A 19,521-nucleotide genomic window follows, 5' to 3' on the forward strand; every position below is an offset into this window, starting at 1 on the left:
TGAGGTTTTCAAACACAAAACGTTCTCAGCAAATAGTTCCAAAAGCGATACGTCTCTTATACATTTTATAATTCACTGAAAACCAAAACATATAATTATACCAGTTTACATGGGTTTTGATTATTTTTATGCTGAAATAAGAAAATATTGGTGGATTAGTTTTTAGCTCCCAAACAAACATGATTAACAAGCGCCTACTCATAAAACACCTTTTGGCCCATAACGACGAAAACAGTTTTTACGACAAAAAACGCAAGATCGATATTAGCCACAAAGAAGGCAAGGCCAAGTTTTTAAAGCATGTTTGCGCGCTCTCGAACAGCAACCCCAAAAACAACTCGTACATAGTTATTGGCGTTGACGATGCCGACAATAAAATAATAGGTGTCGATTTTTTTGATGACAGTAAAATACAAAACCTCATCAATGCTTACTTAAGTCACCCACCTATAGTGCAATACGAAAACATTGCATTTCCCCACCTGCCTGAAGACAAAGTGGTTGGGTTGGTAACCATTCGGCCCACAGGAACAATCACATCGCTTAGAAAAAACATTTGGAAATATTATGGTGGCTCGGTGTTTTTTAGGGACGGCAGCATGAGCATGCCCAAAGTGTTCAATATTGAAATTAAGGACGTTAACTCGAAAATTGTCGAAGCCATTGAAAACAATGCGCAAAATAATATTGAACATACACTGGATGGTGTGTTCCATTTTATGGACACCCGAAAAGATTACAACGCCCAATATAAAGTGTTTAAGGAATATTTTGTTGTGTGTTGGGCTGGACAAAAAAAAATGGTGAAAGACGAAACGTTCTATTCACGGGTGGATATTGAATTGATTAACGAACAGGTACGTTTGTTTTTTTCGGCGTTGGATGAAGTGGCCATCACCATTGACGAAGACAGCTTTAAAATATTGGAATATGTAAATTTAGGACTTCAAGATTCGAAAAAATATTATCCTTTGGAAGAAACCTTAATCAACTTTGAAGACAATGCCCAATACCACATAAAAACCAAACTGCTGTTTGAACCGCCACAATTCGACAAAAAAATACTTCACCACATTTACAACAGCAACAATGCTATTTTAAACAAACTGAAAAAAGGGCTCAAACTCACCGAACGACAACTCTCCGACTTAAAAAATCTGCCTAGCACTTACCTCATTTGCTATTTAAACTCGTTTCATGAAGCCTTAGAAAAACTTAATGAAGCCAAGCCTTATCTTAAAGCACACAGCGGGGAAGTATATCAACTTTACAAAGAAGCCCTTCGCATACTTAGAAAAGTGAAATATAATTAATTACGATTAACTTAACCCTTACTTAACATTAAATATTGCTTTATTAAAACAAAAATTGTAAGTTTGTACTGCTATTAATCTTTTTAATTAAACCTTGTGCTCCAAATCGAAACAGAGTCAAGGTTTTTTTATTTATACGAAGTTCAGCTGACTGAAACTTCTTGGTCGTCAACCTGAAGCCACTTTCCTAATACCGTAGCATAAAAGGTTCTAAAATCGATTTCAAATTTTAAATCGCCATTAGTATCCAAACGCCTAATATTATTAAAAAAATACTACATTTAGGCTAAAACTAAATATTTAAATGGTTTTTAACAATCGCATATACAGTTTTCTAATTTTTTGTTTCCTTTTTACTTTGCAAATGCAAGCTCAAGGAAATGCTAAAGAATTTCATTTTATTAACATAAAAGATGGTATTTCTAAGGTAGCCGTACCTAGTATTACCCAAGATAAAGATGGCTTTATATGGATAGGTACCAATGGTGCTGGATTATATAGGTTTGACGGGATTGATTACCTTTCGTATAAGCATATCCTTAATGATTCAACCTCTTTAATTAGTAATATAATTTATTGTTCTCACCTAGATTATAAAAACAGATTATGGATTGGTACTGAAGAAGGGCTTAATTTATACCAAAGAAAACTTGATAGGTTTAAAAAAATCTCTATCCAGCGAGTAAAGAAAAACAAAAACATGCCTGTTACCGTAAGCAGTCTGGGGTCTGATAGATTTGGTAATATTTATGTAGGTACTTTTGAAAATGGACTATATAAATACAATACAGACAATGATAAGATAGTACAAATACTTATAGATGATGTAAATTTAGAAACAAGCTATATAAATATCAACGGTATTCAAGTTAGGCAGGACGGTAAAGTTTATGTAGCCTCTAATATTGGGCTTTTAGAATACGACAGTTCAACCAATATACTAAAAAAGTGTTTCTTTTCTTTAGAAAATGGGAATGTTTCTATAGATGAACCCTTACAATCAGTACTGTTAGACAACTCAAATAATATTTGGATTGGTACACTAGAAAACGGTCTATATAGGGCTACTTTATTAAAAAATGGCAATCAAAGTTCATTTAAATTAAACCATTATAAACTAACAAAGAAACGCATACTATCAATGGTTCAAATTCCTGACGGCACTTTGCTTATCGGCACAGAAAACGATGGATTAATTCACATAAATCAAAATGGTTCAGTAATTAAAAATTACAGATTAAATAAAACAGATAAAGATAGTATAAAATCAAATTCAATTTGGTCTTTGTTTGTGGATAATAACCAAAGAATATGGATGGGGTACTATAATAGTGGGGTGGCAGTTTATGACAAATTATATGATAAATTTAATAGCTTAGAAAGTGTACCTGGTAATCCTAATTCATTGCAATTTTCATCTGTTACGGCCATTGAACAAGATGAAAACGGAAATTATTGGATAAGTATGGATGGGGGTGGAATAGATATATACAACCCAAAAACTAAAACATTTGAGCATATTAATAAAACAAGCACTATACCTTATACCGGATTAACTAGCTTTGATATTCAAACCGTGTTTATTGATAGCAAGAAAAATATTTGGGCCGGAAGCTGGAATAATGGTTTGTTTTTTATGAAAAATGGCTCTAAAAAATTTATTAATTATAATTCAGATAACACCCCTAATCTCGATGCTAATAGTGTATTAAGTTTTGATGAAGATTCAGAAGGAATTATTTGGATAGGCACTTTTCATGGTGGCGTTGTTACATATAATCCAGAAACTAAAGCGTTTTCTAATCAGTACATGCCGCCATTTCCAGAAAACAAATTCATAGGAAATGCTGTTAGAAAAGTATTGGTTGATTCAAAGGATAATGTCTGGATAGGCACTACCGAAGGTCTGTTTAGAATTAATAAAAACAGAAATAACAAATATCACGTAGAATGTATTTCAAAAAAAGAAACAAATAGTAACAGAAATAAAAAAAGCGCAAACCACATATTGTCATTATTTGAAAGCTCCGATGGCTCAATTTGGTTTGGAACCCGAGGCTCTGGATTATGCCGTTACACTAAGGGCGGTAAATTTCAATGGTATAATGAAATGTATGAATTCACAGAGGAAAGTGTATCTAATATCATTGAGGACAAAGATGCTAATTTATGGGTAACAGTAAATTCTGGACTTGCAAAACTAAATTTAAAGAATAACGAAATAACTAACTTTACGTTAAACGATGGACTACTTTCTAATGAGTTTAACTTTAATGCTGTTTATAGAGATAAGAAAGGATATTTATATTTTGGGAATTATAAAGGAATTGATTTTTTTAACCCCAAAGACATTAATTTAAATAAAACCCCACCAACTCTATATCTTACTGGACTTAAACTATTTAACAAAGAAGTCTTACCCGATAAAGAAAACTCTCCTTTAAAACAAGTCTTAGCCGAAACCCAAGAAATAGAACTAAACCATAACCAATCTGTTTTTACCATTGAGTATTCAGGAATAAGTTATACCAGACCAGAAAAAAACCAATATGCTTATTATTTGGAAGGTTTAGAGGAATCTTGGAATTATGTTGGCAACTTAAGAAGCGCAACCTATACAAATTTAGACAAGGGAACTTATATTTTTAAGTTAAAAGCAGCTAATAATGATGGCGTTTGGAATGAAACTCCATTAGAGTTGAAAATAACCGTATTGCCTCCTTGGTGGAAAACTAATTGGGCGCTAGTAACATATATCATGTTGTTTCTGGGAGCAATTTATGTGTTAAATATAGTAGTTCAACGTCGTATCAAAGAAAAGGAATTGTTAAGAAATGAAAGAATCCAAAGAATTCAAGAAGATGAATTGCATAAAAATAAGATCCAGTTCTTCACTAATATTTCTCATGAATTTAGAACACCATTAACTTTAATGATAAACCCACTACAAGATATTATTAATGATAACACTTTAAATTTACCAGCACGCATTAAGGAAAAACATAACGTAATTTACAAGAACACACAAAGACTTTATAGGCTCATCAATGAATTAATGGATTTTAGAAAATTAGAGCTAAATAAAATGTCAATAAAAGCTCAAGAATTAAATCTGGTTAACTTCACAAAAGAAATTATAAGCTATTTCAAGGAAGAAGCTTTTAATAGAAATATACACCTAGCTGTAGATGCAGACTTACCTAATATTGTTCTTTGGGCAGATCAAAGTATGCTAGAAAAAATTATTTTTAACATACTTTCCAACGCCATGAAAGTGACACCAGATGGCGGAGCTATAAATATCGACATATTATCCAAAGATGATTTGCATATCTTGCCATTGGTAGATGAAACAAAACCTGTTAAGGTTGTCGAAATCATTATTTCTGATACGGGTCCAGGTTTAGAAAAAGATCAAATCAACAAAATTTTCGAGCGATTCTATCAAGTAAAAAACTTGAATAAAACCTATTATGGTGGAACAGGAATAGGTCTTGAAGTAGTTCAAAACTTTGTTCAATTGCATAAAGGAAAAATAGAAGTTAACAGCAAGCTAGAAGAAGGAACAACCTTCAGAATTATATTGCCCGCAGGGAAAAACCATTTTGCAGAACAAGAACTCCTCTCTGAAGTGACTAGCGCAATTTCTCAAAAAAAACGCTTTGTATCAAACACTAACACCATACCTTACTTTGATAATAATTACAAAGAAGAAGAAACAGAAACAGAAAAAACAACTAAGCCCCATTGCATTTTGATTGTTGAAGATAATATTGAACTCAGGAATTATTTAAAGAACGAATTAAAGAAAGATTATAGAATTTTTACAGCAAACAACGGTAAAGAAGGATTGGAAGTAGCCAGAGAAATACTTCCTGATGTAATCATAACCGATGTTTTGATGCCTGAAATGAATGGCTTTGATTTTTGTGAAATTATTAAAACAAATATACAGACAAGTCATATCCCTTTATTAATGCTTACGGCCAAAACAAGAATAGATGACCGAATAGAAGGTATTGGATACGGTGCAGACGCTTATATGGTAAAACCATTTGATTTGAGGTTGCTAAAGCTTAGGATATCACAATTAATTACCAGTAGAAAATTAATTTTCGATAAATATTTTGGCGAAATAAGTGGAGCTAAAGAAAAAACAAACACAACATCAATTGATAAAGAATTCATTCAAAAAGTATTGAAATTTATTAATGAAAATATGAGCGATTCAGATTTAAGTGTAGAACTGTTAGCTTCAGAATTAAACCTTAGTAGAAGTCAACTATATAGAAAAATTAAAACACTAACTGGACAAACCGTTAATGAGTTTTTGAGAAAAACACGATTGCAGAGAGCTAAGCAATTACTTGAAAGTGGTAGTGTAAATGTAAGCGAGGTTTGTTACAAAGTTGGTTTTTCATCTCCTTCTTATTTTACTAAATGTTTCAAAGCTCATTTTGGTATATTACCAACAGAAATTGAATCAAATTCTTAAAATCCACTTTTAATTCAGGTAATAGTGTAGCCTTCCCTAATTTGTAGGTTTCCCTAAAAATAAGACATTTAATAATTCGAAATTTACTAATTTTAAATTCAAACAGGCATTATGAAAACCTGCAAACCTCTTTATCAAAAAAAAGTCAATCAGTAATGGAGGGTAACGATTTGTCCAAAATATATCAACCGACACAGGAATAGAGTTCATAAACTTTAATCAAAAAAATCGCCTGAAAATTGATTTTCAGACGATTCACCAAAACCAAACAACTAAACAAAACTTAATCTAATCCCTCTAAAAATCCTGTGTGAGCCTTTTTTAATTCAAATTTATCATTATACAATAACGGCCAGTCATTCCCTGGATGATTTAAATCCGTACTATAAGGTATCCAAGATTCATTATCTTTAAAACCCCATACCGTTAAAGCATATTTATTTGCTTTAGGAAGCGCGTTATATATTTTAACTATTTCTTTATACTTTTCTTTTTGAGCCAATGCTCTTTCCTCTGTAAGGTAAGTGATGTCATTATTTTGGTTCACTTGAATATCTAATTCAGAAACGTGCACTTTTAAACCTAAGGCAACAGCTCTATTTATGTCTGTTTCTATTTGTGCTTTGGTTGGACTTAAATAGGTATTATGCATCTGAAAACCAACCCCGTCAATAAGGTTGTTCGCTTTTAAATCATCTACAATACTAAACACCCTATCTTGTTTGGGTATATTGGTAGATGTTGCATAATCATTATAGAACAACAACAAGTCGGTATCACCAGCTGTATTTGCAGCGTCTCTGGCCCACTGGTAGCAATCTTTAATATAATCGGGACCCATTTTTTGTAGAAAAATAGTGTTTCTCATATTGCCATTATCATCAACGGCCTCATTTACCACATCCCATGACCTTACTTTTCCGGCATAACGGGTAACCACGTCGGTGATGAACTTTTTTACTTCTAAAGCAAACTCAGTATCTGTACCCGAGAAATTAGACAACCAATCGGGTACGGCATTATGCCACACTAAGGCGTGCCCATGAACATTTATTCCGTTATCATTTCCGTAATTAACTATTTTATCGGCCGCCTCCCAATTATATGATCCACTCCCTGTAGAAATTGGGTTCATTTTCATTTCATACTCAGCCGTAATGCTGCTAAATTCATTTTTTAATACTTCATCATAAGCACTTCCTTCTGTTAGCTGATGAGCTTTTACAGCAACTCCTACATAAAATGGGTTTTCTAAAGCATTGGCTTTAACTTTAAGAAAAGTTGGGTCTTCGGGTTCTTCAGCGGCAACCCCTGTTGTTGTAACTGTAATAACATTAGAATTATTGGTAATTTCTGTACCTTTTTTTGCTCTTACCCTGTAATAATAGTTGCTTGCAGGGGAAAGCCCTGTTACAGTAACCGTATTATTTTGAACAATTAAAGCGTTATATTCAGTAAGCATAACAGAAAAATTACTATTTGTTGAAACATCTAATAAATAACTATCTGCCTCAGAAACCAAAGCCCAATTGGCTTGAAAAGAATTTTCTGTAATATTACTAGCTATTGAGGCAAACGGTATATCTAGTTTACCAGAGGCTTCTGGGGAATCTCCATTGTCATTGTCTTCACTACAACTTAGAATTGTAAGTATTAAATAAAAGGCTATTCCCATTTTTATTTTAATTATTCTCATTTTTTAATGTTTAAAAAGGTTACTGTTTTTTTAACCTAGTAACCTTTCATATTACTGTTATCAGGATTACTCTTTTACTTTAAATATAATATCATCAAATTTTACACTTGAAGCAGTACCGTTATTGGGTAAAGAGACTTTAACTTGTAATATGCCAGAGGGATCTACTTTTTCCGTATCTGTTGCTGCATTCCCTGGGTTATAACCAGATCCAAATTCATCTAATCTAGCTGAAACTTCTTGCCATCCACTCTCTGCAAGGGTAAAATTATAAGCCCACGTGTCTAGAATCACATCAAAAGATGAACCTGCGTTAGCATTCACCATCATTTTGAAAGTGACTTTGGATGCATCTGTGGCTGAACTGGGTAAAAATGCGCCAGCCTCATTATTTTGGCATCCATTATAACCGTTTGCTGTTGCTCCATTATAATCATATTGGGCACAATTACCGGTTTGGCCTGCAGCGGTTACAGACAAATCACCCGCATCACCATAAAATCCCCAAGTACTAGTGTACAATCCATTACCATCAAAATCTTCAAACAAGTAATTAACAAACCCAAAATTGATATCAACGAATGTAGTGTTTGCGATACCAGGACCTGGCTCCACGATTGCAGTACTTCCTGCATCGGTTGTAATAACAACATGTTGTCCTTCAGTTGCATCTGTTGGCACTAAAAAGTACATTTCTTGGTCTGAAACTAGAGTGTAATCTAATGGTTTACCTCCAAAAGTAACAAATTGCACCCCTATAAACCAACTTCCTTTTATGGTTACTTTTTCGCCAAGTTTAGGATTGGGTATACTCAAGTTCCCAAAAATCGGTGTAGGTTGTATAATGTTTATTTGGGAATCAATTTCCCCATTTGCGGTTATGAATTTTATAGGCTGAACCCCAAAATTATATGGATTTTCAAAATCATAATTAGGGATATTGAAAAAGATCGCATTATCGGAATTTAAATTCGGATTAAAAGATACCTCCAATGTATTGTCCAGTATAATTTTTTCTAAACCAGATAAATTTGTTCCTTCAATTTTAAGCAATTCACCAGGTGTACCTGATGCATTAGGGCTTGATTGAGAAGAAAAAGTCGTTATTGTTGGCATTTCGACATCATCTTCTGAACATGAAAATAACGTAAGGGCAAAAATTGCCGTAACTAAATATATTTTTATCAAATTTTTCATAATTGTAGTTTAAAAATTAAAAGGAACCGGTTCTGCTGTTAAATTCTCATTGATGCTTATAGCGCCGGATGGCAATGGCATAGAGAAGAAATCATCTGTTGGTGTGATTTTAATGGAATTCAACTCGGTTCTGGCATCATCTCCGTAGAAACCTCTTTCCTGGGCAGCGATTTCTGCCAAGGCATCAGCTCTATTTCTGCGTTGTAGATCAAAATAATATTGCCCTTCTAGCAAAAACTCTATTCTTCTTTCTTTAAATAAACTGGCTTGGGTTATGGTACTCACTGAACTTAGACCTGCGCGAGAACGCACTCTATTAAAAGCAGATAGCGCTTCACTGTCAGAGGTAGAGGCATTGGCGCCTAATTTGGCTTCGGCCATCATTAATAGTACGTCTGCATATCTTAACATATTGGTGTTTTGGTCTGTTCTCATAAAGCAGACATTATAGCCATCATCTGCAGAACCCACAATATACTTTCTAAAGTTTAATGCAGTTTGAGAAGGAAGTTTATTAAAGGTATAACCATCTTTTTTGCTTAATAACTCTGGGTAAAAATCACCATCAATCATAATGGATGGTTTTCTTCTTTTGTCACCATCTTCGTATAATCCAGGTAAGTCAATGGTTGGCATGTAAGACCCCCAGCCATCTCCACCTCCTGTTATACCGGAACCCGATGGTACTATAAACGCTTGTTCGGTATTTTGAGTGCCCCATTCATTACAATTTACTGTCCATTGTAAAGAGAATAAACTTTCTATGTTATTGTTATAGTTGGGGTTATTGAATAAGTTTCCATAATCTTCTAGCAAATCGTATTTACCACTATTAATAACTTCTCTACATAAATTAGCAGCCTCATCAAATTTTTTCAAATTTAATTTCACTTTTGCCAACATGCCCATAGCAGAATATTTCCCAACTCTTCCCGTTTTTGGTTCTGTGGTTAATTTTTCTACGGCATCCTCTAAATCCATCTCGATGAATTTATAAACATCGGCTTCTAAATTTCTGTTGGCATTTATACCGTCAGAGTTTTCATCAAAAATAGGTACGGGGCCCCATATTCTAACTAGATAAAAATAAGCAGTGGCTCGCATGAATTTTGAAACTCCAATTCCTTGAATATAGGCGTCTTCAGGGATATTATCTTTGTCCCTGATCAAATCTTGTATTAAAGAATTAGCTTGGTTCACTACAGAAAACAACGCTGTCCAATTACTATTTAGTACGGGATTATCATTTAATACAGATGCCTCTGCAAATGGTCTAAATTCGCCATCGTTAGCCCATACGTTGCCTGCGTAGGTGTCTCCTTGGGTTATCATACCCTTAAAATTATAATCAAACCAGCCTTTAGTATACATTCCGTTCTGAATACCTTCATAGGGAGATGCTCCTGGAGGTAAACAATCTACGCACAATGAATTCTCCGATCTTAACTCGGTGAAATCTTCTGAACATGATACTAAACAAAGAATCATGGTCACTAGCATTAATGCTTTTTTTATTTGTTTTTTCATAATAATCAATTTTAATTTTTTAAAATGTTAGATTAACACCTAGGGTTATTGTTTTAGCTAATGGGTATCTACCCACATCTAAACCAGCAAACCTTATATCTGAATTCCTACTTCCAACTTCTGGGTCTAAACCAGAATACTTAGTGAAGGTGAATAAATTCTGTCCTGAAAGGTAAACTCTTGCTTTAGTAAAGAAGTTTGTTTTACTTAAAATATCAGAGTTAATATTGTAGCCCATGGTAATGTTTTGAATTCTAAGGTATGACCCGTCTTCTACAAAACGGTCTGAAACCCGTGTGTTTGAATTACCGTTTGCTAAATCAATTCTAGGAATATCTGTATCTTGAGCAAGATTTGCAGCATCATCTAAAGTAACGCCATCTGGTAAATAATTTACAACGAAGTGATTTAGGGCATCTTTAGATTGATTTTCTCCTAAGAAACGTAAGGCTTCAGTATAAAATCTATTTTGATTGTATATTTTGTTACCGTAAGAACCGTTTATTACAACACTTAAATCAAAATCTTTATAAGATATGTTGTTATTTATACTATAAGTAAATTTTGGAAGAGCAGACCCTATATAGGTTCTGTCTTTAAGTGTAATTTCACCATCGTTATCTAAATCTTTAAATTTTATATCGCCTACACTGGTTTTACCTGGAACTTGAACGGCACTTTCATCTACCTCTTGTTGGGTTCTAAAAATACCATCTGTAACATAACCATAAATTTGGCCTAAAGACTCTCCTTGTTCAACATAGCTATATAATAACTCGCCATCTGACTGTGGAATATTTGCGGTTAGTGGTTTTGTACCACCATAGAATTTTGTTAACTCGTTGGAATATGTTGAAAATATAAATGTAGAATTCCATGAAAAATCATCTGTTTGAATATTTCTTGTGTTCAACTTTATATCTAGACCTCTATTAAGCATTTCACCTACATTTTCATATGGCAGTACTCTTCCAGCTGTTCTATCATCTGCTGGTCTTTGAATTAATAAATCTGAGGATTTCTTTTGATACAAATCAAGATCTAGATTTATAGCATCATTAAACAAACCTATTTCTAGACCAAGGTTAGTGGATTTTAAGGTTTCCCATTTAATATCTGGGTTGCCATCTACTGTATAAACATATGAAAGTCCGCTAGATGAAGGAACGGCAGCAAATTGTGTTTGATATAAGAAGCTAGGAATGTTTTGGTTACCTACTTCACCATAGCCTGCTCTTAATTTTAAAAAATTAATGGGACCAGATGAAGATTTCATGAAATTTTCATTTGAAATGGTCCAAGCACCAGAAACTGATGGAAAGTAACCCCATTTATTATTTGGGCCGAAATTTGAAGATGCATCGGCTCTTATAGAGGCTGTTAAATAATATTTACTGTTATAGTTATAATTGGCTCTTGCTATGTAAGATTGCATAGCCCAAGCAAAACTTTGGTTATCTACTTCAGAGGTAGATTTTAATCCTAATACTAAATTATCAAATTCATTATTTCCTTCCAAATCTCTTCTGGATCCTCTTAAGTATTCAAAATCACTTTTCTGGCTTTCTTGACCTAGCACTAGGTTAATATTGTGCTTAGCCAAAGAGTTATTATATGTTAAAAAGTTCTTTACCGTCCAATAGTAGCCTTGATCTTGCTGTTTAAGCGATGAATTTACCTCATTAGCGGCTGTACCTATGTTTTCATATGTAGGAATGAACACCCTACTATCTCCAGCATTTAAATCATATCCCAATTCGGTTCTAAAAGTTAGATTTTTTATGAATGAAATTTCAGCAAATAAGTTCCCATTTATTTTGAATTTTTTATCTAGGTTGTTAACATATTCTGAATAGGCGACAGGGTTTACTGCTTCATAATTGTTTGAAGCACCATTTACGCCTCCACCAGGAGCTCCATAACTACCATCTGGATACCTTACAGGGATTAGCGGACTTAAACGCAAGGCAGAAGAAACTATACCTCCTCTATCATCATTCTTAACAATACGCTGTTGAACGTTGCTTAATGATATGTTGTTACCTATTTTAAACCAGTTATTAACTTTTGTTTCTATATTTAAGCGCATTGAAATTCTTTTAAAGTCTGTATTTACAATAACACCTTCTTGCCTAAAAAAACCAAGGGATGTATAGTAGCGTGTTCCATCTTTTTCTCCAGAAACAGAAAGTTGGTTATTTGTTACTATTGCACTCCTAAAAATTTCCTTTTGCCAATCTGTTCCTTTACCTAATAAACTAGGGTTTTGAAATATAAACGGAACATCTCTGTTATCAGACTTTAATAAATCACTGGTATATTGAGCGTATTCTTGTAAATTCATCATGTCATAGTATTTAGCAACACTTTGAATACCTGTGTAGTGATCGAAATTAATAGTGGTTTTACCTCTTTTACCTTTTTTTGTTGTAATTAATACCACACCATTAGAACCATTTGCACCATAGATAGCCGTGGCCGATGCATCTTTTAATATATCAATAGATTCAATGTCGGACATGTTTAAACCAGCCAAGGCAGAATTTACATTTTGCCCAGAACCACCTCCGGTAGCGGTTCCTAAATCTAAAGAAGTATTATTTCTGTCTGCAAATACAGGGGTGCCATCTATAACATAAAGTGGTTCATTGCCATAAAGCGATGTTATACCTCTAATTTTAATGGAAACACCCCCTCCTGGAGCTCCAGAGTTTTGGGAAACCGTAACACCTGCAGCTTTTCCTGTTAAGGCTTGGTCAACAGAAGAAAAGGGTTGGTCTTTTAGTTCTTCAGCAGAAACAGAAGATATTGCTCCTGTTAGGTCTTTTCTTTTGGAAGTACCGTAACCAATTACTACTACCTCTTCTAATTTAGAGGTATCTTCCTTCAAAGTGATATTCAGTACATTTTTACCGTTATAAGGAATTTCTTGAGTTGCATATCCTAAATAGCTAAATACAAATATACTGTTTGCTTTCACATCATTAATAGTATATTTTCCGTCAAAATCTGTTGAGGTTCCTTTTTTAGTGCCTTTTAAAAGAACATTTACGCCAGGTAACGGAACGCCACTCTTATCTGAAACTACACCAGAGACCGTTTTAACCTGTGATAATGCATTTTGCATGCATAGCATTACTAGTGCAATACCTAAAAGTTTTAGTTTTATCATATTAAATAGTTTAAGTTATTAATTTAGTTTATTTGTTACTTATTTTTTAATGCTATTTTCTTCTCTAACACATTGGTTGTGTGGGTGTTTGAAAGACCTTTAAAACCGGGTTGTTTTCCACCTATGCTTATAACTAAATTTCCTGGTTCTATTACAGGTTTACCATGTTCATTAATTAAACTGTATTTTTTTGGGTTAATATTATATTTTAGCTTTTTGGTTTCGCCAGCTTTTAAATGAATTCTTTCAAACTCCACTAAAGTTCTTATGGCCGTATTGGGTTTGCCTTTATGAGAAATGTATAATTGTACTACTTCATCTCCATCAAAGTCTCCAGTATTTTTTACTTCTACATTTATTTCAATATTACTACCTATGGTTATGCTATCAGGAATATTTAGATTGGAATATGTAAAATTGGTATAACTTAAACCATGACCAAAAGGAAACAGTGGGGTGCCTTTAAAGTATTTATAGGTTCTGTTTTCCATATTGTAATTTTTAAAATCCGGCAAGTATTTTATTGATTTATAGAAGGTTACAGGTAATCTACCTGCAGGGTTATAATCTCCAAAAAGAACATCTGCAATTGCATTTCCTCCAAATTCACCTGGGTACCATGCCTCTAAAATGGCGGGAACATTATTGGCTGCCCAATTAACGGCTAAGGCACTTCCATTCATTAAAACTAGTATGGTTGGTTTACCTAGAGCATGAACTTTTTTCATTAGTTCAATTTGGGTTTGGGGTAAGGCTATATCAGAGCGGTCACCTTTATCAAAACCTTCTAACAAAACAGGCATTTCTTCACCCTCAATATCTGGAGACAATCCTAAACACAGTACAACAACTTCAGATTTTTTAGCTGCTTCTAGAGCTGGTGTTATTAAATCTTGATTTATTTTAGCCCAAACAAATTGCGCTTGAGGATCTGAGTGATAGTTATAATATTCTATTTTTATATCATGAATTTTTCCTTTTTTTAAATTGATATCGAAATATTTAGTTTTTGGTTCATGATCGTCACTAAATTCAAACTTTAAATCACCATCAAAGTAGAGTTTGCCTGCGCTACTTGCTCTGAGTCCTATCCTATATTTTCCACTTTCGTTTGGTATTAATTGTCCAGTCCATCTCACTGAAAACTCGTCTGTTGTTAAATTCTCGATAGGCCTTTTTAACGTCCAAATAAAATCGACTACACTATCGTTTTTTATAAACTCTGGATTTCCTTCCCAGTTTTTGTTTTTAAAATATTCTCCTTTTAAACCTTTATTTTCTCCATTTTTTAAAACGGAAGAAGGTATTGTGTTTAACATAGGCCAACCAATGGCAATATCACTTCCTAAGGCGTAATTTACAGTAGCATTAGGTAATTTTTTGGAGATAGCTTTTACAGGTGTATTGTAATTTTTTGGTGTACCATGATAGTTGCCTAATAATGCTGGTTTTGAATTTGCATTGGGCCCTATAACTGCTATAGATTTTACGTCTTTACTTAAGGGCAAAATGTTGTTCTGGTTTTTTAACAAAACCATTGATTCTCTTGCTACCTTTTTTGATAAATCATAGTGTTTTTGACTTCCTACAACGCTATATGGGATTTTTGACCATTTTACATTTTCCTCTGGGTCAAACATTCCTAATTTAAAGCGCGCTGTCATTAATTTGGTGAGGGCTAAATCTATTTTATCCTCATCTACCATTTTTTTAAGAACAGCTTCTTTTAAATTAGGGTCGAAACAGTCTCCACAGTTTAAATCTGTTCCTCTGGAAACGGCTAATGCACTGGCTTCTTCTGGAGTTTTTACGAGCTCGTGTTTTCCTGGTTCCCAAAAATCATTAATTGCCCAACAATCTGAAACCACATACCCATCAAATCCCCAATCATCACGAAGGATTTTATGTAACAACAAATTGCTTCCACAGCAAGCTTCATCTCTAAAGCGATTGTATGCGCACATTACAGAATGCACTTTAGCTTCTTTTACGGCAGCTTCAAAAGCAGGCAAATAGGTTTCATACAAATCTTTATTAGAGGTTTGGTAATTATCCTCATGTCTTGATTTTTCTGGCCCGCTATGCACTGCAAAATGTTTTGCCGTAGCTACGACTTTTAAATATTTAGAATCGTTCCCTTGAAGCCCTTTTATATAATTAACACCAATTCTACTAGTTAAGTATGGGTCTTCACCGTAAGTTTCTTGTCCACGTCCCCATCTTGGATCTCTAAAAATATTTATGTTGGGTGTCCAAAATGTTAACCCTTGGTAAATACCTCTTTTACCTTCTGAAATAAATTTGTGGTGTTTAGCTCTTGCTTCGTCTGATACAGCTGTTCCCATTTGGTAAATTAACGGTGCATTCCATGTGGCTCCCATGCCAATTCCTTGAGGGAAAACCGTTGCCTCACCTGCTCTTGCAACCCCATGTAAACATTCATTCCACCAGTTGTATGCTGGTACTCCCAATCTATCAATAGCTGGAGCATCATAACGCATTTGAGATACTTTCTCTGTAAGAGTCATTTGATGTATTAAATCTTGGACACGTTCTTCAATTTTTAACGATGGATTTTGAAACTTAAATTTGTAGGAGTCAATCTCTTTTTCATTTGTTTTACACGATGAAACTAACAGTACTAGCATTACTGAAATCAACCTAAAGTTTGATAAATAAACTAATAATTTTGTACCTCTGTATTTGTTAAAATGCATTCTATCAATATTTAAAATTGGTAATGATTGTTTTTATATGTAATTGAAAATAAGTAGAAGCAAAAACAACATAAACCCTATAATTAGGACTTCTTTCCATATTTTATACTTTGTTTTTTTTCGCTCTATCACCTATATTATATGAAATGTATTAACCAAATATAATTAGAGGCTAAGGTTTATAATAAAACTGATAATGCATGTACTGAAAGAATTGTTGCAATAATGAATTATATGCCTATTGTACAACATATGAAACATGAAATGCTACATTTGTTATATTATTAGTGTGATTTAATTAAGAAAATAAATAAAAACAAGGTTACAGAAGAAACAGTTCTCCCAAACCTTAAAGTACAATATCGTTGGTCACCTTTTTCCGTAACACAGGATATCTTAGATATGAATACATCAAAACCACAGACTCCACAGATCTGTTCTTCAACATCACATTCAGTCTTACCTTTAGCATGAAGGCTGGCAATCACATTTTCTATGCCATCGACCATGTTAGTGCGTTTAGGAACCACCACTGGGCTAAAAGAGGTTTATCGGCCCTGGGAATTTAAATATCAGTATCGCCCAATGCCATTTTTATTCTTTTGTAAGCATAACCGTTATGGATATTGCTGTTATCGTATTGTTGGTGCTTATCGTAATTCAGATATGCATCAAGTTCTCCTTCCGACAACTTTTCAATACCTTGCATTTGGATGGGTTTTAGAAAGGAGGTCAGTTCGTCTACCGTTCTGAATTGGTTTATAAAATCTTCTTTTTCATGAGTGTATAAAATTTAAAATTAAACAAAAAAATATCGAGAGCGTTTAACCCTCGATATTTAAACTTTACGCAATTAGTGAGATACCACCTTAAAACTACATAGAATAGTGATGGTGTACTGTTTAGAAATTACTTAATGTTTATTTTTATGGTTTTAACAGTATTATTGGACGCGTTACCTACGTAAACCACGTAACCACCTTTTTCTAAATTCCAATCAGAAATAGATTCGTCATAAAATGCAAGATTCGCAATGTCTATAGTAACTTCTACCGTCTTGGATATCCCTTTTTTCAAATTAATTTTTTCAAATCCTTTTAACTCTTTTAAAGCTCTTTTTACTTTAGATTTTGGTTTACCTATGTATACTTGAACAACTTCAGATCCATCAAGAATACCAGTATTTGTTACTTGACAGGTTACTTTAATTTTTTCGTTAGCACGGTATGTTTTTTTATCAGTTTTTACATCTGAAATATTAAAACTAGTATAAGAAAGTCCGTAACCAAAGGCATAAAGAGGTGTAATTTTCTTAGTATCATGCCATCTGTAACCAACCAAAATACCTTCCTTGTAGGTTTGTTCCTCATCTATACCAGGATATGAAGATTCACCGAATGAGTGTGCAGCATTATCTTCTAATTTAACAGGGAAAGAAAATGGTAATTTTCCCGAAGGATTTACATCTCCACTAACAACATCTGCTATACTATATCCAGCCATACTACCTAAGTACCACGTTTGTATAAGGCCGTCTATATTTTTTAACCAAGGCATTTCAACCGCATTTCCAGACATTAAAATGTATCCAACATTTTTGTTTACTTTTAATATATCATTAAGTAATTGATCTTGCCCAAATGGTAGGTTGAACTGTGTTCTATCGGCACCTTCACAATCTTGAAGGTGGCTTTTGTTCAAACCGCCAAAAAACAAAACGATATCGGCATTTTTTGCAACTTTTACAGCTTCTGTCTTGAGTGAATCTGCATTAAGTTTAGATGGTATAATAGCATCATAAACTGATGGGCCCGTGGCATACCCCATAGCATGTACAATATTTGCGTTTTTATAACGTGCTTTTAAACCTTCTAATGGAGAAATTTCAAATTGAGGTTTTAACTCTGAAGACCCTCCCCCGGCTGTCATAGAACGGGTTGCATTTTCACCAATAACTGCAATTGTTACTCCTTTTTTATCTTCAATAGGAAAAAATTTATTTTCATTTTTTAATAAAACAATTCCCTCTTGAGCAACTTTTCTGGCTACATCGTGGTGTTCTTTATTATTAATTCTTCCAAAACCTCTATTGGGTTTTAATGTGGTTCTAAACATTAATCTTAAAATTCGTCTTACTTTATCGTTAAGAACAGCTTCATCAATTTCTCCTGATTTTAAGGCTTTTAAAAACGGTGATGCTAGATAATAATTATCATAGTGGTTAACAGAGTTTGTGCCTAAACCATCTGTTCCTGTTCCCATTTCAAGATCTAATCCATTCATGGCAGCTTCCATTGTATTGTGCGCAGAACTCCAATCACTAATTACTACACCATCATAATTCCAATCACCTTTTAAGATTTTTTTGGTAAGTAATTCGTTATGTGTAGTATATTGTCCTCTAAATTTATTGTATGCTCCCATTACAGCCCAAACACCAGCCTCTTGTACAGCTGCTTTAAAGGCTGGCAAATAAATCTCGTGCAAAGCCCTATCACTCACTTCTACATTAACAGTATTTCTCCAATGTTCTTGGTTGTTTAAGGCAAAATGTTTAACACAAGCGGCTACATTATTTTTTTGTACACCTTTAATATAGGGCACCACCATCTTTGAAGCTAAGAATGGGTCTTCTCCCATATATTCAAAATTTCTACCATTAAGCGGGGTTCTGTAAATATTAACTCCAGGCCCTAGGAGTACATCTTTTTTCCTGTATCGTGCTTCTTCACCAAGACTAAATCCAATTGCTTCGGCCAATTCTGGATTAAAAGTAGCTGCCAAACAAGTTAATGCAGGAAAAGCGGTGATTGAGTCGTTTGTCCATCCAGCATAATCCCATGAATCCCAGCTAATTTCGGCTCTTACACCGTGAGGACCATCTGACATCCATATTTCTGGTATTCCTAACCTTCCTACGCCTTTTGTACTAAATTTAGATTGCGCATGGCACATATCTACTTTTTCTTTCAGCGTTAATAAAGGTAAAATACTATCAATTTTTGACTCAATATTATCGTCTAATTTAGAGCCCTTTTTTTGAGCAAAAATTTCAGGATTATTCACCAACATACAAGTTAAAATAAGTATGGAACTACAAAGTTTTTTCATTTTTTGTTTGAATTTATATATTTATTTATAGAAAAATGAAATTACTTTCTTGCGGTATAAAAAACAGCTATTTGTGAAGCAATGATTAAAACAAATGTTGCAATTCTTATAAATTAAAGACAGAAACTAGATGAATCTATTATGGTAAGAGTTGAGTTTTGTAAAAAGACACTATCCCGAGAAGTGTGTAAGTTATAAATCGAGGGTTTGGCTTGATTAAAGCCGGACCCTTTTTTCAAATATAGTCAAAAACTGGTTTAAAATAATGCCCCAGTTCCTAATGGGCATCGACC

Annotated in this window: 10 protein-coding genes; 2 read left to right on the plus strand and 8 right to left on the minus strand. The window is 33.7% G+C overall.

The genetic code is table 11. From position 1 onward, the window contains the following. The first annotated feature begins 179 nt into the window (after window positions 1-179). A complete protein-coding gene (locus tag HC176_RS11575; protein WP_167918461.1) occupies window positions 180-1,313 on the plus strand; it encodes an ATP-binding protein in 1,134 nt (377 codons plus the stop codon). A gap of 364 nt (window positions 1,314-1,677) precedes the next feature. Then, the gene (locus HC176_RS11580; protein ID WP_245234884.1) at window positions 1,678-5,808 is read left to right on the plus strand and encodes a hybrid sensor histidine kinase/response regulator transcription factor; all 4,131 of its coding nucleotides are present in this window, start codon (window positions 1,678-1,680) and stop codon (window positions 5,806-5,808) included. A 283-nt stretch (window positions 5,809-6,091) separates the two neighbouring features. Here the strand turns inward: HC176_RS11580 and HC176_RS11585 are convergent, their stop codons facing one another. The 8 genes from HC176_RS11585 to HC176_RS11620 all read right to left on the minus strand — a co-directional run bounded on the left by HC176_RS11585 (window position 6,092) and on the right by HC176_RS11620 (window position 19,228). After that, the gene (locus HC176_RS11585; protein ID WP_245234885.1) at window positions 6,092-7,504 is read right to left on the minus strand and encodes an endo-1,4-beta-xylanase; all 1,413 of its coding nucleotides are present in this window, start codon (window positions 7,502-7,504) and stop codon (window positions 6,092-6,094) included. Between the two features lie 66 nt (window positions 7,505-7,570). Next, the gene (locus HC176_RS11590; protein ID WP_167918464.1) at window positions 7,571-8,701 is read right to left on the minus strand and encodes a hypothetical protein; all 1,131 of its coding nucleotides are present in this window, start codon (window positions 8,699-8,701) and stop codon (window positions 7,571-7,573) included. Between the two features lie 9 nt (window positions 8,702-8,710). Then, complete coding sequence (locus HC176_RS11595; RefSeq protein WP_167918465.1) at window positions 8,711-10,228, minus strand: RagB/SusD family nutrient uptake outer membrane protein; 1,518 nt, start codon at window positions 10,226-10,228, stop codon at window positions 8,711-8,713. A 19-nt stretch (window positions 10,229-10,247) separates the two neighbouring features. Beyond that, on the minus strand, window positions 10,248-13,400 hold the full coding sequence (locus tag HC176_RS11600) for a SusC/RagA family TonB-linked outer membrane protein (protein ID WP_167918466.1): 3,153 nt from the start codon (window positions 13,398-13,400) through the stop codon (window positions 10,248-10,250). Window positions 13,401-13,435: 35 nt separating this feature from the next. Then, a complete protein-coding gene (locus tag HC176_RS11605) occupies window positions 13,436-16,117 on the minus strand; it encodes a glycoside hydrolase family 3 protein (protein ID WP_245234886.1) in 2,682 nt (893 codons plus the stop codon). 284 nt (window positions 16,118-16,401) lie between these two features. Continuing rightward, window positions 16,402-16,626 carry a hypothetical protein gene (locus HC176_RS11610; protein WP_167918467.1) on the minus strand — a complete coding sequence of 75 codons (225 nt, stop codon included), beginning with the start codon at window positions 16,624-16,626 and terminating at the stop codon, window positions 16,402-16,404. Window positions 16,627-16,682: 56 nt separating this feature from the next. After that, the gene (locus tag HC176_RS11615; RefSeq protein ID WP_167918469.1) at window positions 16,683-16,826 is read right to left on the minus strand and encodes a hypothetical protein; all 144 of its coding nucleotides are present in this window, start codon (window positions 16,824-16,826) and stop codon (window positions 16,683-16,685) included. A gap of 200 nt (window positions 16,827-17,026) precedes the next feature. Further along, window positions 17,027-19,228, minus strand: a complete 2,202-nt coding sequence (locus HC176_RS11620; RefSeq protein WP_167918470.1) for a beta-glucosidase family protein — start codon at window positions 19,226-19,228, stop codon at window positions 17,027-17,029. Between the last annotated feature and the right edge of the window lie 293 nt (window positions 19,229-19,521).

The sequence above is a fragment of the Tamlana crocina genome (genome assembly GCF_012037625.1).